Raw genomic sequence first — 25779 nt, forward strand, 5'->3', positions numbered from 1 at the left:
AAAACCTGCCAGCCAAATCCGTACTTTTGCGCGTCTGTACCCAATGTGCGGGCCCTTCCTGCCTTCCCTGGCATCAACCCCATCCGTTTTATGCCCACTACCGAATCTGCCGACCTGTTGGTCCCCGTGGCCACTCTCAGTAAAGACGAACTCCTGCGCGACTATCGCCTCGGGTGGGAAAGTCGGTACGCCTCCCTGGCGGGCCGCAAAGAGGTATTTATGGGCAAAGCCAAGTTCGGCATCTTCGGCGATGGCAAAGAACTGCCCCAACTGGCCATGGCCCGTGCCTTCCGGGCCGGCGACTGGCGGGCCGGTTACTACCGCGACCAGACATTCATGCTGGCCATTGGCGAGTTGACCTTGCAGCAGTACTTTGCCCAGCTCTACGCCCACACCGATGTAGAGGCCGAGCCCGCAACGGCTGGCCGCGCCATGAACGGCCACTTCGCCACCCGTATCCTCGACGAAGATGGCAACTTCAAGAACCTCGCTACTAGCAAAAACTCTTCTGCCGATATTTCGCCTACGGCTGGCCAGATGCCTCGTTTAGTAGGCTTAGCCTACGCTTCCAAACTTTACCGCCAAAACCCTGAATTGCAGCAATTCGAGCAGTTTTCGGTGAATGGCAACGAGGTAGCGTTTGGCACGATTGGCAACGCTAGCACTTCCGAAGGCATGTTCTTCGAGGCGCTCAACGCTGCTGGTGTGCTCCAAATCCCGATGCTGATGAGCGTGTGGGACGACCACTACGGTATCTCCGTACCCGCCGAGTACCAGACCACCAAGCAAAGCATTTCCGCCATTCTCATGGGCTTGCAGCGCGATGGGGAAGGAGAGCCTGGCTTCGAGATTTTCGTCGTGAAAGGGTGGGATTATCCAGCCTTGGTTGACACCTACCAACGCGCCGCCGAGCTCTGCCGCACGCAGCACGTGCCAGTGCTCATTCACGTTACAGAAGTAACCCAGCCCCAGGGCCACAGCACCAGCGGTTCCCACGAGCGCTACAAGTCGAAAGACCGGCTGGTGTGGGAGCAGCAGCATGATTGCTTGGTGAAAATGAAGTCGTGGCTCCTAACGGAAGGCCACGCCACCGAAGACGAACTGCTACAAATCGAATCGGAGGCCCGGGAAGTGGTAAAAGCCGCCCGGACCGCGGCTTGGGCTGCCTTCTTCGACCCCATCAAGCAGGAGCGCGACGAGGTACTACAGCAACTCAACCAACTAGCCACTGCGTCTGGTCCCGAGAGCGGGGTTCAACTTTTAGTGGATTCGCTTAAGCAAAATCCAACACCGATCCGGGCCGACTTGGTACGCGCGGTACGCCGCGCCCTGCGCCAAGTGCGGGGCCAGCGCAGTGCCGCCCGCCGCGACTTGCTGAATTGGCTGGATCAGGCCGAAGCTGAAAATGCGGACCGTTTCAACTCCTACCTCTTCAGCCAAAGCGAAGAAGCTGTTGGCAATATCGAAGTAGTACCGGCCCGATTCGCACCTGATGCTTCGCAAGTTGACGGCCGAGAAGTGTTGCAAGCCTGCTTCGATGCTAACTTCCAGCGAGACCCCCGCATTTTTGCCATCGGCGAAGATGTAGGCCGTATCGGCGACGTAAACCAAGCATTTGCCGGTTTGCAAGAGAAGTTTGGCGACTTGCGGGTGACGGATACCGGCATCCGGGAGTGCACTATCATAGGGCAGGGCATCGGAGCGGCGTTGCGCGGCCTGCGTCCCATCAGCGAAATCCAGTACTTGGATTACTTGCTGTATGCCATTCAGATTCTGAGTGATGACTTAGCCAACCTGCAGTACCGTACCAAAGGTGGCCAGAAGGCGCCACTGATTGTGCGTACTCGTGGCCACCGTCTCGAAGGAATCTGGCACTCCGGCTCCCCAATTCAGATGATTCTCGGCGCCATTCGCGGTATTCACCTCTGCGTACCCCGCGACATGACCCAGGCGGCCGGTTTCTATAACACGTTGCTTCGTTCCGACGAACCGGCTATTGTGATTGAACCCTTAAACGGCTACCGGCTTAAAGAGCGAATCCCGAGTAATGTGGGCGAGTTTACGCTGCCGCTTGGCGTGCCCGAAGTGCTGCGCGAAGGCTCTGACGTAACCATAGTCACCTACGGTTCCATGTGCCGCATTGTGCTGGATGCCGCCAAGCAACTAGCGGAGGTTGGCATTTCGGTGGAAGTAGTGGATGTGCAAACGCTGCTCCCCTTCGACCTAGAGCATACTATTACCGACAGCATCCAGAAAACTAGCCGCGTGCTCTTCACCGATGAAGACGTGCCCGGCGGCGCCACCGCCTACATGATGCAGCAGGTTCTCGACGACCAAGATGCCTACCGTTACCTCGACTCGGCCCCCGCTGCTTGGCCGCCCAAGCCCACCGTCCGCCCTACGGCTCCGACGGCGACTACTTCTCTAAACCTAACGCAGAGGAAGTATTCGACACGGTGTATGAAATGATGCGTGAAGCCGATCCCAAGCGCTTCCCGGCCATCTACTAAGCTGCATTGTGAGTAGCTACTTGGCAACGGCTGATTGATGTGTTAGCCGTTGTTAAATATAACATTTTTTTGCTAGCTGAACAAAGTTTTGAAGCCTGTTTGAAAGCTTCAAAAAAGAGGGCGACACTTCTAGAAGTGTCGCCCTCTTTCAAAGTGCAGAAAGATGCCTATTTGCTGATTAAGGCTTTACAACGTAGGAGTCAGTGAATATTTCATTACTCAGGTTGAGGGCACGATCCCTAATACTGATTCTGAACCGAATTTCATCACCAGCTTTAAATGGTGATTCTAAATACAGCCCCAAATTATAGCGCAAATTGCCTTTTAAAGGTCCTTCCTTAGTTGACTCGGTAGTTAAACGAGGGAAGCGGCCATTATATTGACCTACTTCTCCGTTAGACCCAGGAATGATATAGTCTTCGAATTGATTGGTACTAGGGTTTTTGAGTTGAGCTTGAATGTAATAATTGAAGTAGTTAGGGTTAGTCTGTTTTCCGTTTACTGATGCATCATTATAGGGCGCCATATTGTCTTCAGGGTTTAGACCTAAGTCTCCGTCACCATCCTCGAAAGAAATAGTAATAGTATCTGAATCAAAAGGCTGTTCACCAGGGGCACTTGGCAAGCGCACTACATCCAGTTTCTTGAACTTAATGCGTGGGGTATCAGAGTAGTCGGGCGGGCTAATGCAAGAGGAAATAGCCGCGCAAAGCAGCGCGAAAAGTAAGCCTAAGTGAAGCGTACGAGACATGGCCATAGAAACAAGAAAGACGAGTGGAAAATCGCCTCAGCGGCGGGTAAAAGGTACAGCTTCTCAACGAAGACTTAATGCATTTGTTATGTGTTTTCCAAACCCGATAACCCTGCAATGAGTTTCCGCGAAGAGCATTTGCGCCAGCTGCCCCACTTAACCTTCTCCGATGTATCGGCGGTGGCGTTGCGGCTGTTTCGCTACCAGGCGGAGCACTGTCCGCCTTATAGAGCCTACTTAAACGCGTTAGGTTGCAAGCCAACTAAAGTTGAGCGAATCACCGACATTCCCTTCTTGCCTATCGAGTTCTTTAAAACGCACGATGTGCGCACAGACCCTGAGGTTTGGGAGCCACAGGAGCTATTTTTAAGTAGTGGCACCACCATGCAGCAGCGGAGCCAGCACCGCGTCCGCGACCCGCAACTCTACCGCCGTAATGCCGCCAGTATTTTCGAGCGGTACTACGGACCGATTAGTAGCTGGACATTTTTGGCACTGCTGCCGTCTTATTTAGAGCAAGGACATTCTTCTTTGGTGGCCATGGTGGATTACTTCGCCAAGGAATCCGGCCAGACGCAGCCTGCTTTTTTTCTGCATGATCATGCGGCTTTGCTACAAGCCCTGCGCGAGGTGAAGCAAGATGATAGTCGCCGCGTGATGCTTTTCGGTGTGAGCTATGCCTTGCTAGACTTGGCTGCCGAAATGGGGCTTGCGCCAGAGCTACAGAACCTGACTGTACTCGAAACCGGGGGCATGAAAGGCCGTCGGCGCGAAATGATTCGGGAAGAGCTGCACCACGAACTCCAGCAAGCCTTTGGTCCAGCGGGTATTCACTCAGAATACGGCATGACGGAGCTATTAAGCCAAGCCTACAGTCTCGGTGACGGCCGCTTTCATGCTCCTCCACAGTTACGGGTGCTACTCCGCGAACCAGCCGACCCATTTTCCGTTTCCGAAACCCGTCCCGACGGCGCCATCAACGTCATCGACCTAGCCAACGTGGATAGCTGTGCTTTCATCGAAACCAAGGACCTGGCCCGCATGCATGCTGATGGCTCCTTTGAAGTATTGGGCCGCCTGGATAACTCCGACGTGCGCGGATGCAATCAGATGGTATAATTAAGCGGGCCAAAACAAGAGACTAGCTAAAACAGGCGGCCCTTCTGAGTTTCATTCAGAAGGGCCGCCTGTTTTAGCTAGTCTCGTTGTTCTACTTACCGGCAAAAGCTTTTGCGTCAGCTTCAGAGATAGTGTCGTCGCTCATGATAACGAGGCGTTCTACTACGTTGCGAAGCTCCCGGATATTGCCGCGCCAATCAAGGCCTTGCAGGTATTTGAGGGCCACAGCGTCTATTTTCTTGGGCTTGTTGCCGTAGTCGTTGGCAATGTCCTGTAGAAACTTCTGGATCAGGTCGGGAATGTCTTCGCGCCGGTCGTTGAGGGACGGGACTTGAATCAGGATAACAGAGAGTCGGTGGTAGAGGTCTTCGCGGAAGTTGCGGTCGGCTATTTCCTGAAGTAAGTTTTTGTTGGTGGCGGCTAGCACGCGCACGTTCACCGATATTTCCTTTTCGCCCCCAACCCGGGTGATTTTGTTTTCCTGAAGCGCCCGCAACACCTTGGCCTGAGCGGAAAGGCTCATGTCGCCGATTTCGTCGAGGAAGAGCGTGCCACCATCGGCCTGCTCGAACTTGCCGATACGCTGCTTCACGGCCGACGTGAAAGAGCCTTTTTCGTGTCCGAATAGCTCGCTCTCAATCAACTCCGATGGAATAGCAGCGCAGTTCACCTCGATGAGTGGCCCGCTGGAGCGGTTGCTTTGCTCGTGCAGTTGGCGCGCTACCATCTCCTTGCCGGCGCCGTTGGGTCCTGTAATCAATACGCGGGCATCGGTAGGGGCTACTTTCTCGATGGCCTTGCGCACGGCGCCGAGGGCGGCCGAAGAGCCGACCATCTCGGAATTCTTGGCAACCTTCTTCTTGAGCGTCTTGGTTTCAGCCACCAGTTTGGTGCGGTCCAAGGCGTTGCGGACCGTTACGAGCAGGCGGTTGAGGTCTGGTGGTTTCTGTAGGAAGTCGTAGGCTCCTTTTTTGGTGGCATCAACGGCCATTTCCACATTGCCGTGGGCCGAAACCATAATAAAGGCAGTGTCGGGTGCTACAATACGGGCCCGCTCCAGCACTTCAATGCCATCCATCTTGGGCATTTTGATGTCGCAGAGTACTACATCGTATTTGTCACGGATTAGCATATCAAGGCCAGAGGGCCCGTCCTCCGCCTGGTCTACTTGGTAGCTTTCGTATTCTAAAATCTCCTTCAGCGTGTTGCGGATGGCTTTTTCGTCGTCAATAATGAGAATGCGGGGCATAGAACGGGTTTGGCAGAAGAGGGGAAGCGAAAGTAACGAAGGTAACGAAAAGCCGTGCTTGGTTCGTGTGCGCAAAGAAAATACAAAGCCTCGGCGGCCCGGCTGCAACTCCGGCTATAACCCCGCCGACTTTGCTTTTCGCGCCAGCGGAACTAGTTTGCCGCGCTGCACCAGCAACAGAAGCAACCTCTGCTGTGGGAATGTAGTAAGCAAGGCGAGTTGAGCCGATAACTTATTGATCTGATTCTCAGCATTACACTCTTAACTGACGGAACCCTACCCCTATGAAACAACTTTTGACCCGCTACCTGCTACTGCCCTCGGCTTTGGTTGGCAGTTTGGCCCTCTACGCCTTAACCAGCAAAGTAGGGCCGCCCGTACCCGACGCCGACAACGCGGGCCTAAAACTGCCGGCCGGCTTTGGGGCCTTGAAAGTGGTGGAAACCGGGGCTCGTACCCGACACCTGACCATCACGCCCCAAGGCAACATCTACGTCAAGCTCAACCGGCCCGACAAGACTGGCAAAAGCATCTTGATGCTGCGCGAAACCAGTGGAGGCAAGGCGGAAGTTGCTGGCGGTTTCGGTAGCTATGGCGGCACCGGCATTGCCGTCAAGAATGGCTACTTGTATGCGTCCTCCGACCAAGATGTGTACCGCTACAAGCTCGACGCCAAGGGCGAGGTAACCAACCCCGAGCAGCCCGAGAAAATCATCACTGGCCTCATCAACCGGAAGCAGCACGAAAGCAAATCGGTGGCGCTCGACAACAACGGCAATATCTACGTCAATGTTGGGGCCTATTCCAACTCCTGCCAGATCAAGGACCGTCAGAAAGGCTCACTTGGCCAACAGAATTGCCCAATCCTAGACTCAGCCGGAGGAGTTTGGCAGTTCCGTGCCGACAAGCTCAACCAAACTTACGGTGATGGTACCCGCTACGCCACCGGCCTGCGCAACGTGGTAGGCCTGGATTGGAACGCACAGGCCAACCAACTCTTCGTGATGCAGCACGGCCGCGACCAACTTCACGACATTTTCCCGGAAATGTACGACGTTAAGCAATCTGCATTACTGCCAGCGGAATGCATGTACGCCCTCAAAAAAGGAGACAACGCCGGCTGGCCCTACATGTACTACGACGGGCTACAGCGCAAAAAAATGATGGCCCCCGAATACGGCGGCGACGGCAAGAAAGAAGCTACTGGCAACTTCATTGACCCAGCAGCCGCTTTCCCGGCGCATATGGCTCCCAATGCGTTGCTGTTTTACACGGGTACAATGTTCCCAGAGAAGTATCGCAACGGCGCGTTCATTGCGTTTCACGGGTCTTGGAACCGGGCTCCCGAGCCACAGGCAGGCTACTACGTAGTTTTCCAGCCCTTCAAGAACGGCAAGCCGTCTGGCGAGTGGGAAGTATTCGCGGATAACTTTGCGGGCTCTCCCGAAAAGGTGACTTCCGGTCGCGCCGACCACAAACCCTGCGGCTTGGCCCAGGGCCCCGATGGCTCACTTTACGTCTCCGACGATAAGATGGGCACGATTTACCGCATTGTATACGCCAAGAAATAAGCGCTTTGATGAAGAATATAGTTGCCCTTATCGGGCTAACCTTGTGCGGGTTGTCAGCTTCGGCCCAAAAGAAGCCGGCTCCCAAACCCAAAACAACTCCTGCAGCGGCCGTTGCTTCACCAGCGGTTATTGCCGAAGGAAAAGCAATCTACACCGAAACTTGCCTGAGCTGTCACCAAGCCGATGGGGCGGGGTCGATGGCTTGAACCCACCACTCATTAAGACCAGCTACGTACTCGGCGAAAAACCCCGCATTGTGAAAGTGGTCCTCAACGGCTTGCAGGGCGAGGACATCGATGGGGAGCCGTACAACAACGCCATGCCCTCCTACGATTTTCTAACCGATCAGCAAATAGCGTCTGTGCTCACGTATGTGCGCAATAGCTTCGGCAACAAGGCTGCGCCTATTAGTGCAGCAGAAGTGAAAGCCATCAGGGCGGCAAACAAGAAGTAAGAAACGTAGATTCCGTACTGCTTTTTGTACTGCTCCGACTACCAGCGAAAAGGCCGCTGCAACTGTTGTTGCGGCGGCCTTTTGAATTTGGTAATGAGTCTGTAAGCCGGGTTCTGTACACTGCTCGGAAGCAGCGTCTCCACCATTTATCTAGGCCAGTCCTCGCGGAAAGGCTCCATCAACCTACCCACGGACGCCGAACGAGCCGCCCGGTGCGGGCCCGAAAGCCCACGTATCCGCTTATTTGGTCTTTCAACCCCTGAGGTTTACCCAGCCGGGACAGTTGCCTGCCCGCTGGTGCGCTCTTACCGCACCTTTTCACCCTTACCGGCTGCCCGAAAGCAACGTAGGCGGTAGTTTTCTGTGGCACTGGCTGTCTGCACCTTGCGGCACATCCTTCCCGTTAGGAAGCAGGGTGCTCTGCGTTGCCCGGACTTTCCTCGTCGCCCCGAAAGGGCGCCGCGGCGGAGCGACTCATTACGCCAGCAAAGGTAGGGCGCAATTTGTTGCCTTAGCCTCGCCGGGCTTCAATTAGTTCGTAGCCGTCGTCAACCAGCAGCTTGCCTTGGGTAGCGCTCCATACGGCTAGCTGGTCGCAACGCTCGTTTTCGGGGTGGCCGTTGTGGCCGCGTACCCACTTGAATGACACTTTGCGTTGGGCGTACACTTTCAGGAAGCGCCGCCACAGGTCTTCGTTGGCTTTCTTGCCGAAGTCGGCCTTCTTTTCCCAACCAAACACCCACCGCTTTTCCACTGCATCTACCACGTACTTCGAGTCCGTCACGACGGTGATGGGCAGTTCGGGCCGGTTGATGGCTTCGAGGCCCTTGATGACGGCCAGCAGTTCCATCCGGTTGTTGGTTGTGAGCCGGAAGCCTTCGGTCAGTTCCTTCTCGTGTTGACCGAAACGCAAGATGGCGCCATAGCCGCCCGGACCAGGGTTGCCCCTCGAGGAACCATCGGTGAATAAGTAAATCAATGGAGGAACGGAAAGTTAGAGAACTTGGTGCGGAGCGTATTGAGGCAGCAAGTTCTTGAATACTAAAAGTTTGACTTAAACAGCTTAATGGCAATAGCCAAGAGTATGACGCCGAATACGCGGCGCAGAATGTCTTCGCCGGCTTTGCCCAGCTTGCGTTCAATCCAGGCGCTGCTCTTGAGCACGAGGTACACAAATACGAGATTTAGGGCGATACCGACGAGCACATTGGGCAGGGAGTAAGCGGCGCGCAAGGAGAGCAGCGTAGTCATGGTGCCAGCCCCCACGATGATGGGAAACGCCAGCGGCACAATAGAGCCTGTAGTCGCCAGCGGATCGTGTCGAAACAGCTGAATACCCAGTATCATTTCCATCCCGATGAGGAAGATGATGATAGCGCCTGCTAACGCAAAAGATTGATAGTCAACGCCAAATAAAGACAAGATGCTCTGCCCCAGGAACAGAAACACCACCATCAAGATGCCCGCTACCAAGGTGGCTTTTTCCGAGTGGATCTTTCCCTCGCGCTGCCGGATCTGAATGATGATGGGAATAGAGCCCAGCACATCAATCACGGCGAAAAGGGTAAGTGTAACCGAGAAAATTTCCTTGAGGCTAAACATGCGGTGAACTTGTGAAAAGTGATGGTGTGCGGGGCAGGTGGCGCAGTTTATTGAACGTGCCACCTGCCTCGCACACTTTTACCACGTTGCTTAAGCGAATTCCCGCGCAAAAAACTGTACTAATTGCTCGAACGCCGCGTCGGGAATGGCGGGGAAGTTGGCAATGCGCAGGCTGCCGGCTTTCCAGCTACCGTAGCCGTTGCCTAGCTGCAAGCCTTGGGCAAGGGCCCGGCGCTTCACGTCGTCGATGAGGGAGGGCGGGCCTTGCAAGCCCACAACGGTGGTGGAGCGGGTCTCGGGGTTGGAGATAAGGGTGAGAGTTGCGTGGCCTGCTCGAAGTAGTCGTAGAGCTTGGTAGCGCGCTCTTGCAGGTGCTGGTGTACCGTCTTGATCGGCTCACGATCTTGCAATACGCGGCTCAGCAGGTAGATGCCTAACACGTTGGGCGTGTGCGTGGTCTGGTAGTTGAGCATCTTCTCGTACTGCGCCGTGAGCGAGTTGTAGTGGCTACGCTCATTGATCTGCCGAAACCGGTCGACGGCCCGCGGCGACAAAAGCATCAGCGACAGACCTGCTGGCAACCCAAAACACTTCTGCACCGAGGCATACCAAATATCGGCCTTGATGTACTTCATCTGAATCCCGCCCAGCGAAGAGGTAGCATCTACCGCCAATAGCGAGTTGCCCAGACGGTTATAGAGATTCAGAATGAACCCGTCGCGCAGTTGAGTGGCGTTGCTGGTTTCGTTTTGGGTGATGCACACCAAGTCGATTTCCTGGTCGGGGAGGGGCAGGGTTGTTACGTCGGGTAGCTCGTCGGGGCCAAAGGGAATGCCGATGGTGGCGGGCCGTAGGGCTTTGGCGTAGTCATACCATTTCTCACCGAAAGCGCCACTGTAGAGGTGGAAACTCTTGCGGGGCGTCAGGCTTTGCGTTAGTACTTCCCAGCACTCAGTAGCGGAGTTCATGAAAAACACCGTGTAGTCCTGAGGAACGTTGAGCTTGTTTTTTAGCTCGGCCACCGTCTGGCGCATCAGACCCGTGAACCGCTCGCCCCGGTGCGGAGCCGACAACCAACCCTCATCGAAAGCATCCTGAAGATACTGGCGTACCTGCGGGTACACCTGCGACGGGCCGGGATTGAATGTATACATAGGTAGGTGAAGTCTGGAGGATTGGAGGTGCAAAGGTAGGAACAGCGAGGCGGCGAAATAGTAAGACGAAAAAAGAACGTCATGCCTAACGAAGCCAGAGTCTCTGGCATGCTGATGTTACTAGCGCAAATAGAACGTCATGCTGAGCGCAGCCGAAGCATACTGCGTGCTGGGGTTGTGGTGCCAACTGATTTTACTACACTAGCAAGATGCTTCAGCTGCGCTCAGCATGACGATTACTTTGGCAACGTCAGCACGCGAGATGCTTCGACTCCGCTCAGCATGACGGTCTGGTTGTGCTTGCATTGTCAGAACGCGAAAAGCTTCACTAAGCTTTGAAGTCCTTTCAGCTACTCTCCCTTTGATACTTTGAATCCCACACGTTTCGGGCGGAGGCTGTCGAAGTACTGCACAGCGAGACGGTAGCTTTCCAGTTTGAAGCCGCTGATGCTGCCTACGCAATGCTTGCCGAGCAAGCTCTTCTGCCGAAATTCCTCTCGAGCGTGCAGGTTGCTCAAGTGAACTTCTATCACGGGCGCATTGATACCGGCAATAGCATCGGCAATGGCTACGCTGGTGTGGGTGTAGCCACCGGCGTTGAGCACAATGCCGTGGTAGGTATAGCCCACCTCGTGCAGTTTGTCTAGTATTGCCCCCTCGTGGTTGCTTTGGAAATACTCGATTGTCAGTTCCGGAAAGGCATTGCGGAGTTCGGGCAGATAGTCGTCGAAAGAGCGGGTGCCGTAGATGCCCGGCTCGCGCCGGCCTAGTAGGTTAAGGTTGGGGCCGTTGAGGATGAGAATGTGCATTGAGCTATGGTTGGGTGTTAGGTAGACACTTAGTAAGAGTGGTTCGATAGCAAGGCAAATCAAACCGGTAGAATCTATTTCTCTGGCAAGTCTCGCTAAACTTGCAGGAATATGCAGGTCGCCTTTTAAGAATCGACCATCCAACAAGCAGCAATTCCTTGATTACCTATGTCTACTTGGTCTATTGCCCTGCGGCAATTTGAGGGCTACTTACAGCTCGAAAAATCATTGTCGGCCAACTCCGTGGAGGCATATGTGCGCGACGTAGGCAAGCTGCGTTATTTTCTGGAAATCCGGCACTTGCCCAACAATCCTAAGGAAGTGACCACCGCGCTGTTGCGCGAGTTTCTGGACTGGTTAGGCGAACTTGGAATGTCGGCCACCTCACAAGCCCGCACCCTTTCGGGCATCAAGGCGTTTTTCAGCTTCATGATCATGGAGGACCTCTTGCTCATTGATCCTACAGATACGCTGGAAGCTCCCAAAACCGGCCGCAAACTTCCCGACACGCTCAGCTACGAAGACATACTTCAGTTGTTGGAGGCCATCGACTTGAGCACGCCCGAGGGCACCCGCAACCGGGCCATCTTGGAGGTGCTCTACAGCTCGGGTCTGCGCGTGAGCGAGTTAACCGAGTTGCGTCTGTCGAATTTATACGTCGATCAAGGATTTGTGCGTGTGACGGGCAAAGGCAACAAGGAACGCCTCGTGCCCATTGGCCGCGACGCCCTGAAGCACATCGGAATTTACTTGCAAAGCATCCGTACGCATCTCGATATCAAGCCGGGCAACGAAGACTTTGTATTCCTGAACCGACGAGGCGCTAAGCTTTCCAGAATCATGATTTTCAACATCATCAAGGAAGCTGCCAACACAGCCGGAGTGCGCAAGAGCATCAGTCCGCACACCTTACGCCATTCGTTTGCTACCCACCTCATCGAAGGAGGAGCTGATTTGCGAGCGGTGCAAGAAATGTTAGGCCACGAAAGCATCACGACCACCGAAATCTACACGCACCTCGACCGAGACTATCTGCGGCAAATTATTACGGCATTTCACCCCCGAAGCTGAGGCATTCAATAGAAACTACTCACTGTTCTAACCGCCAGCTAGTAAGTGCTTAGCTTTCGGCAGATGCTCGTTCATTGTTAACAATCACAGCCGCTGTGGCATCCTCGCAGCCAATCTTCGGCTTCTTCAACCGACTCGAAAAGCTGTAGTTCAGTGCCCGAATTACGAGTCCAATTGGTGTCGAGGTCACTGACGTTGGCGTCGCCACCTGGCTGCATTACATGCGCCACGCAAGCTGGTGGGGTTGTATGGGTACTGTCCCAAGCATACCGCAGCCAAGTCAGCGAATCAAACCAAGGATTGAGAACTTGGCTGTTGTCGTTAAGAAAAAGGGTCACTACTGGATTGCTGAGCACGCCTAACGAAGAGACAATACTTTGCAATGCGTGCTGCGGATTAATAAAGCCGCGCCAGGTTGCGCGCAGCCATTGATTGTGAGCATCATATTCAACTTGGCAGGATGGCTGCTCAGCTGAAAGCGTGGTAAGTGGAGACATAGGACAATGCAAGGACAAAGAAAAACCTTAATCAGGCATTGCAAATAGGAGTGAGAGAGTAGCAGGGCAGTGGTAATTTCGCAGCAAATCTAATCATTGTGCCATCACCTAGGATATATAATTTACTTCATACGTCGCCCTTTTTAGCCGCTCTATTGGGGTTGCTAGTGTTTCTGCTGCCGTTCGCAGTTTTGCAGGACCATAGCTATATCACCATCGACGACAACTTAGAAGCCGAGTTTGCTATTCCGTATCTGCTTGTGAAGCAGAATGTAGCACTTGATCACCGCCCAACGGTGGTGTTGCCAGCTGTGATGGATGGGCTGCCACGCACTGCTGCCCGCTCGGGCCTGAACGTAACTGTCGGGCTGTTTGAGGTACTGCCGCCCTGGGCTGTTTATGAGGTGCAGCAAGCCCTAGTGCGGATACTCAGTTTAGTTGCCATGTATGCATTAGTGCGCCGGCATTGGCTACGCGAAGCTCACCAAAAAGCGCTAGCGGCAGGAGTGGCACTGTGCTGGGCACTGCTGCCATTTTATACCATATATGGATGGTCGGTGCCGGGGCAAGCGGGCCTGTTGCTGGCCTTTCTGGAACTGCGCCGCGGGCCAGCACGGTGGTGGCACTGGCTGCTTATCGGTACGTTTCCGCTGTGGAGCATATTCGCGTTTGTAGGACCATTTGTCCTGACTGCCTCCGGGCTGCTTGTCCTCTACGACTGGTGGCAAACTCGCCGCCTGAAGGCGCGCTTGGTAGTGGGAGTGTTGCTGTTATTAGGAATGTACTTGGTGGTAGAGTGGCCGCTGTTTTACTCCCTGCTGATTGCCAAGCAGTTTGTGCCGCATCGGCTGGAGTTTGATATGCGACGAATCTCACCCATGGGCTTGGTCGAGGGGTTGCGTAGTACAGCCCAATTCTTCTTTGTCGGGCAGTACCATGCCAGCCGCTTTCTACGGCTGGCTATTTTGTTGGCAGTATCCCTGGCGGTCCTGCGGGCGCCAGCCAGCCAGCAGGTGAAGCAGTTAAGGAGGTTTGGGCCGTGGCTGCTGGTGTTGGCGGGGCTGGCATTATTCAGCGGGTTTTATCCGCAACTGGTGGCAGCTTTACAGACGCAGGTGCCAGCGGTAGGAGCTTTCAATTTCGGACGTTTTCATTTCCTGAGTCCGTTGCTGTGGTTTATGTTGCTAGCGCTGGCTCTCCGCATTTTGCCAGTTCGTTGGCAGGTTACCTTACTAGGTATGCAGTTGCTAGTGGGCTTGGCCATGAATGCGGAATGGCTCAACAACCTGCGCGAGTTAGCCGGTCGGCCGCGGGCCTTGGAGCCCAACTATGCAGCGTACGTGAGTGCGCCATTGTTCGAGCAGGTACAGCAGACTATCCGGCAACAGACCGGCCTTGAACCCGCGCAGTATCGGGTGGTTTGTCTAGGGTTTCCACCAGCGGTGGCTCAGCTCAACAACTTCTACACGCTCGATTCCTACCAAAACAATTATCCACTTGCTTATAAGCACAAGTTTCGGCCGCTGATTGCCGGAGAGTTGGCTAAGAGTCCGATGCTGCGAGCTTACTTCGATGCTTGGGGCAACCGGTGCTTCTTATTTTCAGCAGAGTTGGGCAAGGATTTCCGTGTAGGCGCGTTTCAGCAGCGTGTTGTGCAGGATTTCACGTTTGATCCTAGTACCTTCCGAAAGTTGAGGGGCCGTTACGTATTGTCGGCAGCCCGGCTAGCTCAACCCGCTCAAAGCGGCCTCCGTTCGGTTGGCGTATTCAGCCGGCCAGATGCCTATTGGCGGATTTACCTGTACGAGGTGATGAACAAGTGATTTGGGAAATAGCTTTTTAGTGAGATTGATGGTTTTTCATTCTACTAAAATGCTACACTCATTAGCTAGCTATTTTACTACATCACCATTGAAAAATGCCTAGATTTGGCCCTTTGGAGCGTTAGAATGGCTAAAAATACATACAAACAAGATCAATCTTCACCGGCTAGCCGAAGCAATGAGCCGCGGCCACCGCGTGCCACTACGCCCCGGCCGGTTGCGGCAGAAGCCACTGCGCCCCGCGAAAATCGCCGTGCCTCTGAAACGAAAGCGGCGCCCAAGCCGCCCCGGCAACCCCTGAAACTGCCTTCTTTCAACTTAGGCGGTATGTTCGGGTTCGTGCGCGACCGGCGGTTCCAACTTTTCCTGGGCTTTTTCTTCCTGCTTGGTTCTCTCTACCTGACCATTGCTTTCCTCTCGTTCCTGTTCACGGGCCATGCCGACCAAAGCGTAGTGGCCGGGCTAGACCGAACAACAACGAAAGAGGCCGGTCAAGAAACCGGTAATTGGTTCGGGCTGCTCGGGGCCATGATAGCGCAGGTTTTCATTTACAAAGGCTTCGGAGTAGCAGCATTTGCCCTCATACCCATCGTCTTTTTTCTGGGCTATAAGATTGTATTTCGGCGAGCAGAGGTGTCGGTGAGCTATGTGCTGGCCCTGTGCTTGTTCCTGATGGGCTGGTTGAGCATATTGCTTGGCTACGTGGTGCTCACGATGCAAGCCCCTGATGCTGACCCCACGCTAGGGCACCGCCTTGACTTTCTGAGCGGCGGCATTGGCTATGAAGTAGCCCTCTGGCTCGATAGCTTAATTGGTTGGGGTACAGTGCTTCTTCTTGCCTTTCTACTGATTTCCTTCGTCGTCTTCTTCTTCAACGTCACGTCGCTCACGTTGCCTCGCTTCGGAACGGATGCCGAAGAAGATGAGGAAACTACTGAAAACCAAGGTGTAGCTAACCAGGCCCGCCCGGCAGGAAATTATGGTGCAACAACTCCTGTAGGTGTCAAAGAAGAGGAAGAGCGCGACTTGGGCATGACGGTGCGGTCGTTGCGGCCTACCCCGCCAGCGGCTGTGGCTCGTCCGGCTGCCGTATATGAGCCCGAAGAAGACAATGAGCCTGATGCCCCGATTGTTACATCTGGTTCCATAGCCTCGCCGGCCTTCAGTGTGGCACCAAGTGCTGGAACTGGGGCATTGGCTGGAGCAACTGTGGCTGCCGCTAGCTCTGCTCTACCACTGACCGTTGCACCTGCCGCCAGTGCCGCTCTCAACGTAGCTAGTGCGGCTGCTACCGTAGCTTCCGGCGGCGCTACAGCCCCGGCAAAAGGCCCCAGCTTCTCCATCGAGTCCGCTATTGATCCTGAGCCGGTGGTGGCCAAACCAGCGCGCGTTCCTACGCCGCTTTCGCTTTCTGATTTAGTTGATAATAACGCGCCGCTGCCTGTCACCAGCAGCCAGCCTTCAGCCAGTTCTGTTCCGCAGCCCACCCTGCAGATCACCAACAAAGCAGCCGAGTTGGATCCCGCTGCTGGTGCTGATATGGCCGTGATTGCGGAGGAGGACGAGGATGCCGACGCCATGCCGGCTGTCAACTACGACCCCACGCTGGACCTTTCGCGCTACCAGTACCCAACGCTAGAGCTGCTCAACGACTATGGGCAAGCTAAAGCGCAGGTAACCAAGGAAGAACTGGAAGCCAACAAGGACCGCATTGTCGAGACGCTGGGCCATTACGGTATCAATATCGCCAGCATCAAGGCTACAATTGGCCCTACCGTCACGCTCTACGAAATCGTGCCGGATGCTGGGGTGCGTATCTCGAAAATCAAGAGCTTGGAAGATGATATAGCCTTGAGCTTAGCTGCGTTAGGCATCCGTATCATTGCTCCTATTCCTGGCAAAGGCACTATCGGTATTGAAGTGCCGAACGCCAAAAAGGAAATGGTAAGTATACGGTCGGTGTTCAGCACCGAGAAGTTTGCGCACACCGAAATGGACCTGCCCATTGCGTTCGGGCGCACTATCACCAACGAGGTATTTGTGGTGGATTTGGCCAAAATGCCTCACTTGCTGATGGCTGGTGCCACTGGTCAGGGTAAGTCGGTGGGCTTGAACGTGATTCTGGCGTCGTTGCTTTACAAGCGCCACCCGGCCCAGTTGAAGTTCGTGCTCGTCGATCCGAAGAAGGTGGAACTGAGCATCTTCAACAAGATTGAGCGCCACTTCTTGGCCAAACTACCCGACACTGATGAAGCCATCATCACCGACACTAAAAAGGTGGTGAACACGCTGAACTCGTTGTGCATGGAAATGGACCGGCGCTATGATTTGCTGAAAGATGCTGGCTGCCGCAACCTGAAAGAGTACAACCGCAAGTTCATTGAGCGGCGCCTCAACCCCAAGAAAGGGCACCGGTACCTGCCGTTCATCGTGCTAGTAATCGACGAGCTTGCCGACTTGATGATGACGGCCGGCAAGGAAGTGGAAACCCCGATTGCGCGCCTCGCTCAGCTGGCTCGTGCTATTGGTATTCACCTGATTGTGGCTACTCAGCGGCCTTCGGTCAACGTTATCACGGGTATCATCAAAGCCAACTTTCCGTGCCGGATTTCCTTTAAAGTGACTTCGAAGATTGACTCGCGCACCATCCTCGATGCTGGTGGTGCTGACCAACTCGTTGGCCAAGGCGACATGCTCATTTCGCAAGGTTCCGACATTATTCGGGTGCAGTGCGCCTTCATCGACACGCCCGAAGTGGACCGCCTGTGTGATTTTGTGGGCGAACAGCAAGGCTACCCTGATGCTTACATGCTACCCGAAGTAGTAGGCGAGTCGGGTGGGGGCAACGGCGACCTCGAAGACATGGACCCCAGCCAGCGCGACTCGATGTTTGAGGAGGCAGCTCGCGTCATTGTCACGCACCAGCAGGGCAGCACCTCGCTGCTCCAGCGCCGCTTGAAACTCGGTTACAACCGCGCTGGCCGCCTCATCGACCAGCTAGAACAGGCCGGTGTGGTAGGACCATTTGAAGGCAGCAAAGCACGCGAAGTCTTAATTCCGGACGAATATAGTTTGGAACAGTTGTTGAATACGTTGCCTAAATAGTAAGTGAGACGTGATACGGGGCACAAAAAGGATCATTTTAAAGTTCTTTTTGTTAAGTCTTAAACAAAGCTCGGTTTCGTACGTCTTGTACTTACTTCTACTGAACCACCTTTTTGTAATGAAAAAATTCTTCGCCCTGTTTGCTCTTTCGGTTTCGCTATGCTCAACCGCTACGGCGCAGCAGGACCCCAAAGCTGGTAAGATTCTGGACCAGATGAGTGCCAAGTATCAGGCTATGAAAGCTTACAAAGCCTCTTTCACTCAAACGCTGGAAAACGACGCGGCTAAAGTAAAAGAGAACATGAGCGGCGACATTACCGTGAGCGGCCAGAAGTTCCGGTTGAAGATGAGTGGCCAAGAAGTTATCAACGACGGCAAAACCATGTATACCTACATGAAAGCCGAGAACGAGGTTAACATCTCTGATTATGAGTCGGATGAGCAGGAAATTTCACCCGCTCAGATCTATTCGCTCTACAAGAAAGGCTATAAGTATTCGTACGTACAGGAGGCTAAAGAAGGCGGCGAGGTAGTGGACATCATCGAACTCGCCCCAGAAGACCGGAGCAACCCTGTGTTTAAGGTTCGTATGAAAGTGAGCAAGGTTGACAAGTCGGTAAGAAGCTGGCAGATGTTCAAAAAGAACGGCAACCGCTACACCGTCAAAATCAACAAGTTCACGCCTAATGTGCCTGTAGACGCTACCACGTTTGCCTTCGACAAGACTAAGTACAAAGGCGTGAAAGTTATTGACCTGCGTTAGGTTTAGCAATCTGCCGATCTGTCCGGCCCGCTTCCGCTTTGTGCGGAGGCGGGCCGGTTTAGTTTGTTGGGCCCTGTAAGGAATAGAATTCACGTAAAACAGAAAGAGCCTTTTTCGATTTCACTGGATGCAGACGACAATAGTTATATTTCGTGCTTCTATATCCTATTTCTTTATGCAAGAAGATTTTCTCCATTACGTTTGGCAACACCAATACTTCGATAAAATAGATCTACGCACTACCGACGGTCAACTCGTCACCGTTTTAAAACCCGGATACCGCAACGCCGATGCTGGCCCTGATTTCCTTACTGCTCGCCTGCAACTTGACGATGTAGAATGGAACGGGGCCGTTGAAATCCATCTGAAAGCCTCAGATTGGCACCGCCACCAGCACCAAACCGACCCTAAATACGATCAAGTAGTGTTGCACGTAGTCCTTGAAGCCGACCAGCCGGTACAACGTCTCGATGGCAGTATAGTGCCCGCCTTGGCTTTGGCATCGCGCATTGCACCTGATTTACTGCGAGCTTATCACAATTTGCTGGAGGAGCCGACATCCGCTTTGCCTTGCGCTCCGCAACTACAAATGGTGCCCGAAATCACCCGCACTAGCATGGTAGAACGAGCCTTGCTGGAGCGAGTAGAGCTCAAAGCCTCGGTAGTGTCCGATTTGCATCAGCGCCTCACCAATGATTGGGAGGCTACTGCTTACCATACGCTGGCTACTGCCTTTGGCTTTCAAAAAAACAGTGAGCCACTGGCGCGGCTTGCCAAGGCATTGCCGCTGGCCGTCATACGCCGCCACCGTCATGATCTTCTGCAATTGGAAGCACTGGTATTTGGGCAAGCGGGGTTCCTAGAGGAAGCCGGGGCATCCGTAGAGGATGAGTACACAGCCGCTTTGCGTCGGGAGTTCAATTTTTTACGTCACAAATACAGCTTGCACGGCACTGCTTTGGCCGCGCACGAGTGGAACTTTTTGCGGCTGCGCCCCGCAAATTTCCCGACGGTCCGTTTAGCTCAATTAGCAGCCGTGCTACACGTCCGTCCGGCTTTGTTTGATGCTATGCTAACTGCTGCTGATTTGCCTACGCTTACAAAATTCTTTCAGGTACCAACCTCTACGTATTGGCGTGAGCATTACCGTCCGGGCGTAGCAGGCAAAGTGCCAGGATTCGGCAAAAGCAGCATTCATTTGCTGATTACTAATGTGGTGGTGCCACTACGGGTAGCGTATGCCCGCCACACAGGCCAAGCGGAGCTAGTGGAAAGTGCAGTAGCATTGCTTAGCTTGCTGCCTGCTGAGCACAATCATATCACCGATGATTATGCGGCCTTAGGTTTCCAGCACCGCAGTTCGGCCGATTCGCAAGGGCTACTGGCGCTGCACCGGGCTTATTGTACTCCTCGCCGGTGCCTGCACTGCGCAGTCGGTAGCCGAATCATGCAACGTAACCTAGTTACCCGTTGAAGCTCATCGTTGCCATTTCGCTTAACGCAGCCCTGGCTGTTTTGTTTTGGCGCTGGCTCCGCATTCAACTGCGTGAGCCAAAATTGGGGCGCTGGTTGCTGCCCGTACTGGCCTTAAAGCTGCTGGCTTGGGTGGCGGCTTGTTGGAAGCCTAGTTCTGATGCGCAGCACATGCATCAGTTTTCAACAACCATGACCTTGCAGCTTTGGGAAAGGCCAGGAGCCTGGCTACAAGCTATGCTCGGCAACGAGTTTCACTACAACAAAGAGCTGTATCTCATCTACCACGGTTATTCCAATACCTTTTTCACAGCCAAAATCCTGTCGATCCTCAACCTGGCTAGCTATAGTAGCAGTTGGTGGAATGGGCTGTACTTGTCGGTATTTTGCTTTGTAGCCTGCTGGACTTTGGTTCAGACACTAGCTCATACGTTTCCGCAAACCCCTGCTGGTGCCGCGTTGATTGGTTTTTTGGTGTGGCCGACGGTTGTTTACTGGTCGGCGGGTATTACGAAGGAAAGTTTGGTAGTGGGGAGTGCCGCAGGGCTGGTAGCTGTGGTAATAAGCTGGCTTTATGGCAAGACGCGCTTTTCCGTTTCAAATGTTTTAGCCTTAGTGCTGTTGGCTTTTCTTCAGTTCAAGATGCGCTACTTCTTTGCCGCTCTGCTTTTTAGTGCGTTAGGAGGACTTACGGTAGTGCGCATGATACAGCAACTGGGGACAGCACGCCAGCGGTGGGTGGTTGTTGTAATCTTCTTTGCCACGATTAATGTTGGAGCCTGGATTGGGAGCGAGGTAGTTTTAGTTTTCCGGCCGAACCGCATTACGCTTCAGCTTCTGCGCAACTACAACGAGTTAGGTAAGCAGTCTAGAGAGCGCCCACGCATTACGTTCAAAGACTTCACCCCAAATATTGAAAGTGTGGTGCAAAATGCGCCGCAAGCAACATGGGAGACAATAAGTCGGCCCTGGTTCTGGGAGGGGAGTACAATGTATAAGGTGGCCGGTGTTGAAAACCTGCTGTTGCTTGGTATTCTAGCAATAGCTTTGCTGGCCTTGTTGCGGGGGCGAGCCGGTAAACTGCCTTTTGCACTAGTGGTGGCTATGCTGTTCTACTGCATTGCGTTGGCGGCTTTGATTGGGTTAAGCACGCCCAACCTAGGCACAATGAACCGCTATCGGGTCGCGCTGCTGCCCTTTGTGCTGTGGTTGGCGTTGCAAAACGAGTATGCGGCGCGGGTGCTTCGCCGCATTGGGTTGTAGCCTTCTGTTTATTCGTTTCCAAAGGTTGCTAATCGGTGAAGTCCAAGCGTGGCTGGCTGCGGGGAGTGGCGTATCTTTGTGGTTTGAATCTGGTCGGCGCTCTGTCGGCTCTTTCTCGCTACGTATGGAAAACCCCGTTATCATTCTTGGAGCCCAAACTGTGGGTATTGCTGCCCTCGACGCTTTTCTTTCCAACGACGTCGTGGTATACTGCCTTCTCGACGACGACACCAAGCTCCAGAATACCGAAGTATTCGACGTGCCCGTGATGGGCAACACCGACGATAAGGAATTGCTCAAGCTGTTGGGCAAGAAGTGCGAAGTTTTTGTGGCTACCGAGGACACGGCTAGTCGGCGCAGCCTTACCGCAATGCTCCACGACGAGTACGAAGTGGTGCCCGTTAACGCTATTCACCAGCGCGCTAGCGTATCGCCGCACGCATGGCTAGGTCACGGTAACCAAGTGGGGGCCAATGCCGTGGTAGCCGGTACTGCCAAGATTGGCAATGGTTGCCTGATTGGAGCCAATGCCGTAGTCGATGCCAAAGCCGAGTTAGGCGACTATTCGCAGCTCAGCGCGGGCGCTATTCTCAATGCTGGCGTGGTGGTCGGCGAGCAGGTCTTTATCGGTGCTGGCGTGGTGGTCGTGGCCGGCGTCAAAATTGGCAATAAGGCCCGCGTGGGGGCTGGCTCCGTGGTAGTAGCTGATATACCAGCTAACCAAACGGTATTTGGCAATCCGGCTGTTAAGGTTTAGTGTTCAGAAAATAGAATTGAGAGTGTAGAACCTAGAAGCGCTGTTGCATTGTCTAGGTCCAGAGCTCTTAACGTCTTACTTCTATATAAATGGATTACCGCGTTTTACTTTATTACTGCTACACGCCTATTGAAGATGTCGAGGCGTTCCGGGAAGAGCATCACCGGCTTTGTCTGCGGCTCAACCTCCGTGGGCGTATCATTGTGGCGCCCGAAGGGCTAAATGGTACCGTTTCGGGACTAGTAGCGGATTGCGACGAATATATGCGCTTGGTGAAAGCCGATCTGCGGTTTGACGCTTTGGAGTTCAAGGTAGAGGAGGCAGAAGCCCATACATTCCAGAAGCTGCACGTGCGCGTGAAGCCGGAGATTGTGCACGTAGGATTGCCGCACATCAAGCCCTACGAGCGCACCGGCGTTCATCTCTCGCCCGAGGAATTTCGCGATATGAAAGACCAGGACGACGTGGTGATTTTGGACGTGCGCTCCGACTACGAGTACGAGCTAGGCCGTTTCAAAAACGCCGTGACGCTCGACATCGAAAACTTCCGCGAGTTTCCGGACCGGCTAGAGCGGCTAGAGCAGTACAAGGACAAGAAGATCCTGACGTACTGCACGGGCGGTATCAAGTGTGAAAAGGCGAGTGCCTATTTGCTGGAACAAGGCTTTGAAAACGTGTACCAGTTGCACGGCGGCATCATCAAATACGGTTTAGAAGCGGGCGGTGAGGACTTTGAAGGCAAGTGCTACGTCTTCGATGGGCGGGTAGCAGTGGATGTCAACCACGTCAACCCCACCATTATCAGCCAGTGCCACCATTGCCATACGCCGTCCGACCGGATGGTAAACTGCGCTAACCCGCACTGCAACGCCCATGTGCCCCTCTGCGAAGCCTGTGGTGCTCAGCTGCAAGGCGCTTGCTCGCCTGCCTGCCAAGAGCACCCCGACAAGCGGCCTTATGATGGTACGGGTACCTACCCCAAAATCAGCAACCACTATCGTCCCGAGCAAGGACTGATTTCCTACCGCGCACCCGCGCGGTAGGTTTTAGATTGCCGTTGCTCTTTTTCGCTTATTACCGTTAAAGGGGCACATTATTCATCTGCAAGCCTACAAGTGCTTGCCGTGTTGACAACTAACGAACAACGACATGCCCATTCCTGAATCCGAGCTGATTTTCAATAAAGACGGCAGCATCTACCATCTCAATCTGCAGCCCGACCACATTTCCGACACCATTATCACGGTTGGTGATCCGGAGCGGGTACCGTTGGTGAGTGAGCATTTCGACTCCATCGAAACCCGGATGCACAAGCGCGAATTCGTGACGCACGTTGGGTATTACAAGGGCAAGCGCCTTACCGTAATTAGCACGGGTATGGGCACCGACAACATTGATATTCTACTAAATGAATTAGATGCCTTGGTCAATATTGACTTTGTGAGTCGCGAAGTGCGGGCCCACGAAGAACATATTGCCTTGCGCATTATTCGGGTTGGAACAAGTGGCTCGTTGCAGGCCGACATTCCGGTCGGCTCCCATTTGGTTACGGAGCACGCCGTAGGGCTCGATTCCTTGATGCAGTTTTACCCCTTGGTAGAAACCGGGCTTGAGATAGAAGTTGCAACCGGTGTCCAACAAGCCCTGGCTCTCGATTACCGTCCTTACTGCGTCCGCGGCGCCGACTTGCTGCGCGAGCAGATAGGGGCAGGTATGATAGTAGGCAACACCCTTACTTGCCCTGGTTTCTACGGCCCCCAAGGCCGCGTATTGCGCCTCGACCTGCGCCGCCCCGACCTAATCGAGCAGTTCCAGAATTTTCGCTACCAAAGTGCAGAAGGCGAATTCCGCCTCACCAACTTCGAGATGGAAACTGCTGGCTATTATGCCCTAGGTCGCTTGCTTGGCCATGAAGTAGTGTCATTGAACGCCATTGTAGCTAATCGCGCCACCGGCGAGTTTGCCACGAATTCTGATGCTGTAATGCATGACTTGATTACCAAAACCCTTGAGCGGGTATAGAGCAAGACTCTCAGACTAGATGGAGCGTAGCCTAAAAAGGATTTTCTACTTCCTACATAAGAAAAGCCACTCTAAGTAGAGTGGCTTTTCTTATGTAGGAAGTAGAAAATCCATTGATGGTAACCTGCTACGTCAATTCTGCCAAAAAAGCCATAGTATCTACGCCATCTGCATAATCTGCTACGCCAGGGCTCTGCGCTTGTCCGAATGCTATGCTACCGGCCCACTGCCCATTGCCCGAAACCAGACATTGCGTTTGAGCAGCAACGTCTGTTAGCTGATCGACCAAGTCGATTTCGTGGGCGTAGGTACCGTAGTGCACCAGAGAAATAGGCGAAACCAGCAACGGACTTTCTAGCAGCAACAGAAAACCTGTATCGAGGTGGGGCACGCCATTAACCAGCAAGATGCTCTTGTTGTAATCGTAGTTGTTGTTGTATTTGTGGTGGTCGAGGACGTGGTGCCAAGGCCGTAGGGAGTCGAGTAGGGGCGAGAAATTGTAGCGTTTCGGTACGAAGACCTTGCTTACGTTGCGGCAACCTAACCCGTAGTAGCGGAAAATGTCTTCTCCTAGCAGTCCCATTTCGTGTGGGGTTTCGTTGCCCGTTAATACGGCCAGGCTAGTGCGGTTGCGGCGAATAATGTGGGGCCGCTTGCCAAAATAGTAGTCGAAATAACGAGCCGTATTATCGGAACCAGTAGCAATAAAGGCATCAGCAGCATTGAGGCGCTCTACGATCTGTATCTGGTCTTGAAAGCGTGGTTCTAACCGCGTCAGCTCCTTTAAAATCCAGAGCATGAGGACCGTATCATCCTGGCTGAGCTTAGCTAGCAGAATATGGCCGCTAAGGAGTACGCAAAGCGCATCGTGAAAGCCTACAAACGGAATGTTGCCTGCCATGACCACTCCTATCTGGCGGGGGTGTCGGGCTCGGCTCGGTAACGAGCTGACCAGCGCCGCAAGGGTTCTTCTTGCAGCATATCGGCTACACTGTGCACGGCCAGCGTTACGTTCGGCAAATCAAACCAAGCGTTGCGGTTGCGAGCTTGGGCTGCTAGGCCTGCTATTATATCGGCAGGAAGCTGGCGCAGGTACTGGCCTAAGGCTACGAAAGCGGCCAGGCGGTCGGAGTGGGTCATTCTACTGGTAAAGAGGTGAATTGGGGAGTCGCTGAAACTGTGCTGCAAGCTTAACGTTGTACTGGTACAGTCTGTCCAGATAAAGCAATTAATCCTTCACGTCACGATTTCAACAGCTCACTATTACGTATCTGCAAAAAACTCGCAAGACTACGAGTTAGTTTCTACTTTTGAGGGCCAAAGAAATCACCATGTGTATTTTTTTCGCGTACACGCTTTCCATTACTCACTTTACCTGATTCCACGGCTATGGCCATCATGATAACCGACGAGTGCATCAACTGCGGTGCCTGTGAACCGGAATGCCCAAACACTGCCATCTACGAAGGTGGTGCCGCATGGCGCTGGTCTGATGGCACGGCTTTAAAAGAAGTAACCATTGATGGCGGCGCAACCGTGTCTGGTGTTTCTCCTCAAACCCCTATTTCCGACGAGTACTACTACATCGTATCCGACAAGTGCACCGAGTGCGTCGGCTTCCATGAAGAACCTCAGTGCGCCGCTGTTTGCCCCGTTGACTGCTGCGTAGACGACCCCGACTACCGCGAGTCGCGCGAGAAATTGACAGCTAAAAAGCAGTGGCTCCACAACGAAGCTTAAGGCTTTGTATCTAGCTGCTTGGTTGTTGAGACGCCAAAGCGGCTCA

At 53.8% G+C, this 25779-nt stretch carries 24 protein-coding genes, 1 other RNA gene and 1 pseudogene; 15 read left to right on the top strand and 11 right to left on the bottom strand.

Going from position 1 to position 25779, the window contains the following annotated elements:
- Nucleotides 1-90: 90 nt before the first annotated feature.
- Nucleotides 91-2510: pseudogene (locus MUN86_RS07875) on the top strand (alpha-ketoacid dehydrogenase subunit alpha/beta).
- Between the two features lie 178 nt (nucleotides 2511-2688).
- On the opposite strand, the gene MUN86_RS07880 reads toward MUN86_RS07875, so the two are convergent.
- On the bottom strand, nucleotides 2689-3267 hold the full coding sequence (locus MUN86_RS07880; protein ID WP_245123832.1) for a hypothetical protein: 579 nt from the start codon (nucleotides 3265-3267) through the stop codon (nucleotides 2689-2691).
- Nucleotides 3268-3378: 111 nt separating this feature from the next.
- On the opposite strand from MUN86_RS07880, the gene MUN86_RS07885 reads away from it, so the two are divergent.
- Nucleotides 3379-4380: a long-chain-fatty-acid--protein ligase gene (locus MUN86_RS07885; RefSeq protein WP_245123834.1), complete on the top strand. Its 1002-nt coding sequence runs from the start codon at nucleotides 3379-3381 to the stop codon at nucleotides 4378-4380.
- 91 nt (nucleotides 4381-4471) lie between these two features.
- On the opposite strand, the gene MUN86_RS07890 is transcribed toward MUN86_RS07885, so the two are convergent.
- Nucleotides 4472-5629 carry a sigma-54-dependent transcriptional regulator gene (locus MUN86_RS07890; RefSeq protein WP_245123837.1) on the bottom strand — a complete coding sequence of 386 codons (1158 nt, stop codon included), beginning with the start codon at nucleotides 5627-5629 and terminating at the stop codon, nucleotides 4472-4474.
- A 284-nt stretch (nucleotides 5630-5913) separates the two neighbouring features.
- Here MUN86_RS07890 and MUN86_RS07895 point away from each other — a divergent pair, with 284 nt between their 5' ends.
- The 3 genes from MUN86_RS07895 to MUN86_RS07900 are packed head-to-tail and all read left to right on the top strand — an operon-like array spanning nucleotide 5914 to nucleotide 7654.
- Complete coding sequence (locus tag MUN86_RS07895) at nucleotides 5914-7200, top strand: PQQ-dependent sugar dehydrogenase (RefSeq protein WP_245123840.1); 1287 nt, start codon at nucleotides 5914-5916, stop codon at nucleotides 7198-7200.
- Between the two features lie 8 nt (nucleotides 7201-7208).
- Nucleotides 7209-7406: a c-type cytochrome gene (locus tag MUN86_RS32290; protein ID WP_375379477.1), complete on the top strand. Its 198-nt coding sequence runs from the start codon at nucleotides 7209-7211 to the stop codon at nucleotides 7404-7406.
- Nucleotides 7361-7654 carry a c-type cytochrome gene (locus MUN86_RS07900; protein ID WP_245123842.1) on the top strand — a complete coding sequence of 98 codons (294 nt, stop codon included), beginning with the start codon at nucleotides 7361-7363 and terminating at the stop codon, nucleotides 7652-7654. Before MUN86_RS32290 ends, MUN86_RS07900 begins: the two co-directional genes overlap by 46 nt.
- An 86-nt stretch (nucleotides 7655-7740) precedes the next feature.
- Here MUN86_RS07900 and rnpB read toward each other — a convergent pair.
- The 6 genes from rnpB to aroQ all read right to left on the bottom strand — a co-directional run bounded on the left by rnpB (nucleotide 7741) and on the right by aroQ (nucleotide 11219).
- Nucleotides 7741-8135: RNase P RNA component class A (rnpB, locus tag MUN86_RS07905), an RNA gene on the bottom strand.
- A gap of 30 nt (nucleotides 8136-8165) precedes the next feature.
- Complete coding sequence (rnhA, locus tag MUN86_RS07910; protein ID WP_245123845.1) at nucleotides 8166-8633, bottom strand: ribonuclease HI; 468 nt, start codon at nucleotides 8631-8633, stop codon at nucleotides 8166-8168.
- A 62-nt stretch (nucleotides 8634-8695) separates the two neighbouring features.
- Nucleotides 8696-9256 carry a MarC family protein gene (locus MUN86_RS07915; RefSeq protein WP_245123848.1) on the bottom strand — a complete coding sequence of 187 codons (561 nt, stop codon included), beginning with the start codon at nucleotides 9254-9256 and terminating at the stop codon, nucleotides 8696-8698.
- Between the two features lie 90 nt (nucleotides 9257-9346).
- A complete protein-coding gene (locus MUN86_RS07920; protein ID WP_245123852.1) occupies nucleotides 9347-9532 on the bottom strand; it encodes a hypothetical protein in 186 nt (61 codons plus the stop codon).
- Nucleotides 9493-10410 carry an aminotransferase class V-fold PLP-dependent enzyme gene (locus tag MUN86_RS07925; RefSeq protein WP_245123854.1) on the bottom strand — a complete coding sequence of 306 codons (918 nt, stop codon included), beginning with the start codon at nucleotides 10408-10410 and terminating at the stop codon, nucleotides 9493-9495. Before MUN86_RS07925 ends, MUN86_RS07920 begins: the two co-directional genes overlap by 40 nt.
- Before the next feature lie 350 nt (nucleotides 10411-10760).
- Complete coding sequence (aroQ, locus tag MUN86_RS07930) at nucleotides 10761-11219, bottom strand: type II 3-dehydroquinate dehydratase (RefSeq protein WP_245123857.1); 459 nt, start codon at nucleotides 11217-11219, stop codon at nucleotides 10761-10763.
- Between the two features lie 168 nt (nucleotides 11220-11387).
- Between aroQ and xerD the strand changes: the two genes are divergently transcribed.
- Nucleotides 11388-12290, top strand: a complete 903-nt coding sequence (gene xerD, locus MUN86_RS07935) for a site-specific tyrosine recombinase XerD (RefSeq protein WP_245123859.1) — start codon at nucleotides 11388-11390, stop codon at nucleotides 12288-12290.
- A gap of 77 nt (nucleotides 12291-12367) precedes the next feature.
- Here xerD and MUN86_RS07940 read toward each other — a convergent pair whose 3' ends face one another.
- On the bottom strand, nucleotides 12368-12787 hold the full coding sequence (locus MUN86_RS07940) for a hypothetical protein (RefSeq protein WP_245123862.1): 420 nt from the start codon (nucleotides 12785-12787) through the stop codon (nucleotides 12368-12370).
- Nucleotides 12788-12885: 98 nt separating this feature from the next.
- Between MUN86_RS07940 and MUN86_RS07945 the strand changes: the two genes are divergently transcribed.
- The 8 genes from MUN86_RS07945 (at nucleotide 12886) to MUN86_RS07980 (ending at nucleotide 23993) form a co-directional block, all read left to right on the top strand.
- Nucleotides 12886-14610 carry a DUF6044 family protein gene (locus tag MUN86_RS07945; RefSeq protein WP_280640613.1) on the top strand — a complete coding sequence of 575 codons (1725 nt, stop codon included), beginning with the start codon at nucleotides 12886-12888 and terminating at the stop codon, nucleotides 14608-14610.
- 126 nt (nucleotides 14611-14736) lie between these two features.
- A complete protein-coding gene (locus MUN86_RS07950) occupies nucleotides 14737-17715 on the top strand; it encodes an FtsK/SpoIIIE family DNA translocase (RefSeq protein ID WP_245123867.1) in 2979 nt (992 codons plus the stop codon).
- A 118-nt stretch (nucleotides 17716-17833) separates the two neighbouring features.
- Nucleotides 17834-18478, top strand: a complete 645-nt coding sequence (gene lolA1, locus MUN86_RS07955; protein WP_245123870.1) for an outer membrane lipoprotein periplasmic chaperone LolA1 — start codon at nucleotides 17834-17836, stop codon at nucleotides 18476-18478.
- A gap of 175 nt (nucleotides 18479-18653) precedes the next feature.
- Nucleotides 18654-19952 carry a DUF2851 family protein gene (locus MUN86_RS07960; RefSeq protein ID WP_245123873.1) on the top strand — a complete coding sequence of 433 codons (1299 nt, stop codon included), beginning with the start codon at nucleotides 18654-18656 and terminating at the stop codon, nucleotides 19950-19952.
- Complete coding sequence (locus tag MUN86_RS07965; RefSeq protein WP_245123875.1) at nucleotides 19949-21214, top strand: hypothetical protein; 1266 nt, start codon at nucleotides 19949-19951, stop codon at nucleotides 21212-21214. The genes MUN86_RS07960 and MUN86_RS07965 overlap by 4 nt, the downstream gene beginning before the upstream one ends.
- A 124-nt stretch (nucleotides 21215-21338) precedes the next feature.
- Nucleotides 21339-21971 carry a NeuD/PglB/VioB family sugar acetyltransferase gene (locus MUN86_RS07970; RefSeq protein WP_245123878.1) on the top strand — a complete coding sequence of 211 codons (633 nt, stop codon included), beginning with the start codon at nucleotides 21339-21341 and terminating at the stop codon, nucleotides 21969-21971.
- An 89-nt stretch (nucleotides 21972-22060) separates the two neighbouring features.
- The gene (trhO, locus tag MUN86_RS07975) at nucleotides 22061-23014 is read left to right on the top strand and encodes an oxygen-dependent tRNA uridine(34) hydroxylase TrhO (RefSeq protein ID WP_245123881.1); all 954 of its coding nucleotides are present in this window, start codon (nucleotides 22061-22063) and stop codon (nucleotides 23012-23014) included.
- Between the two features lie 106 nt (nucleotides 23015-23120).
- Nucleotides 23121-23993 carry a nucleoside phosphorylase gene (locus MUN86_RS07980; protein WP_245123884.1) on the top strand — a complete coding sequence of 291 codons (873 nt, stop codon included), beginning with the start codon at nucleotides 23121-23123 and terminating at the stop codon, nucleotides 23991-23993.
- Between the two features lie 127 nt (nucleotides 23994-24120).
- On the opposite strand, the gene MUN86_RS07985 is transcribed toward MUN86_RS07980, so the two are convergent.
- Together MUN86_RS07985 and MUN86_RS31670 are read right to left on the bottom strand one after the other, a co-directional pair.
- Nucleotides 24121-24894: an acyl-CoA reductase gene (locus MUN86_RS07985; RefSeq protein WP_311181805.1), complete on the bottom strand. Its 774-nt coding sequence runs from the start codon at nucleotides 24892-24894 to the stop codon at nucleotides 24121-24123.
- Nucleotides 24895-24902: 8 nt separating this feature from the next.
- Nucleotides 24903-25133, bottom strand: coding sequence for a hypothetical protein (locus MUN86_RS31670; RefSeq protein WP_311181806.1), 231 nt, complete (start codon nucleotides 25131-25133; stop codon nucleotides 24903-24905).
- A gap of 249 nt (nucleotides 25134-25382) precedes the next feature.
- Here MUN86_RS31670 and MUN86_RS07990 point away from each other — a divergent pair, with 249 nt between their 5' ends.
- On the top strand, nucleotides 25383-25733 hold the full coding sequence (locus tag MUN86_RS07990) for a 4Fe-4S binding protein (protein WP_245123887.1): 351 nt from the start codon (nucleotides 25383-25385) through the stop codon (nucleotides 25731-25733).
- Nucleotides 25734-25779: the final 46 nt, after the last annotated feature.

The organism is Hymenobacter volaticus, assembly GCF_022921055.1.
In the GTDB taxonomy this organism is placed as follows: Bacteria; Bacteroidota; Bacteroidia; order Cytophagales; family Hymenobacteraceae; genus Hymenobacter; species Hymenobacter volaticus.

Excerpts from the sequence above, each read along its gene's own strand:
- MUN86_RS07880 (WP_245123832.1), bottom strand. The coding sequence starts at position 3,267 with ATGGCCATGTCTCGTACGCTTCACTTAGGCTTACTTTTCGCGCTGCTT.
- MUN86_RS07885 (WP_245123834.1), top strand. The coding sequence starts at position 3,379 with ATGAGTTTCCGCGAAGAGCATTTGCGCCAGCTGCCCCACTTAACCTTC.
- MUN86_RS07890 (WP_245123837.1), bottom strand. The coding sequence starts at position 5,629 with ATGCCCCGCATTCTCATTATTGACGACGAAAAAGCCATCCGCAACACG.
- MUN86_RS07895 (WP_245123840.1), top strand. The coding sequence starts at position 5,914 with ATGAAACAACTTTTGACCCGCTACCTGCTACTGCCCTCGGCTTTGGTT.
- MUN86_RS32290 (WP_375379477.1), top strand. The coding sequence starts at position 7,209 with ATGAAGAATATAGTTGCCCTTATCGGGCTAACCTTGTGCGGGTTGTCA.
- MUN86_RS07915 (WP_245123848.1), bottom strand. The coding sequence starts at position 9,256 with ATGTTTAGCCTCAAGGAAATTTTCTCGGTTACACTTACCCTTTTCGCC.
- MUN86_RS07925 (WP_245123854.1), bottom strand. The coding sequence starts at position 10,410 with ATGTATACATTCAATCCCGGCCCGTCGCAGGTGTACCCGCAGGTACGC.
- aroQ (WP_245123857.1), bottom strand. The coding sequence starts at position 11,219 with ATGCACATTCTCATCCTCAACGGCCCCAACCTTAACCTACTAGGCCGG.
- xerD (WP_245123859.1), top strand. The coding sequence starts at position 11,388 with ATGTCTACTTGGTCTATTGCCCTGCGGCAATTTGAGGGCTACTTACAG.
- MUN86_RS07940 (WP_245123862.1), bottom strand. The coding sequence starts at position 12,787 with ATGTCTCCACTTACCACGCTTTCAGCTGAGCAGCCATCCTGCCAAGTT.
- MUN86_RS07950 (WP_245123867.1), top strand. The coding sequence starts at position 14,737 with ATGGCTAAAAATACATACAAACAAGATCAATCTTCACCGGCTAGCCGA.
- lolA1 (WP_245123870.1), top strand. The coding sequence starts at position 17,834 with ATGAAAAAATTCTTCGCCCTGTTTGCTCTTTCGGTTTCGCTATGCTCA.
- MUN86_RS07960 (WP_245123873.1), top strand. The coding sequence starts at position 18,654 with ATGCAAGAAGATTTTCTCCATTACGTTTGGCAACACCAATACTTCGAT.
- MUN86_RS07970 (WP_245123878.1), top strand. The coding sequence starts at position 21,339 with ATGGAAAACCCCGTTATCATTCTTGGAGCCCAAACTGTGGGTATTGCT.
- trhO (WP_245123881.1), top strand. The coding sequence starts at position 22,061 with ATGGATTACCGCGTTTTACTTTATTACTGCTACACGCCTATTGAAGAT.
- MUN86_RS07980 (WP_245123884.1), top strand. The coding sequence starts at position 23,121 with ATGCCCATTCCTGAATCCGAGCTGATTTTCAATAAAGACGGCAGCATC.
- MUN86_RS07985 (WP_311181805.1), bottom strand. The coding sequence starts at position 24,894 with ATGGCAGGCAACATTCCGTTTGTAGGCTTTCACGATGCGCTTTGCGTA.
- MUN86_RS31670 (WP_311181806.1), bottom strand. The coding sequence starts at position 25,133 with ATGACCCACTCCGACCGCCTGGCCGCTTTCGTAGCCTTAGGCCAGTAC.
- MUN86_RS07990 (WP_245123887.1), top strand. The coding sequence starts at position 25,383 with ATGGCCATCATGATAACCGACGAGTGCATCAACTGCGGTGCCTGTGAA.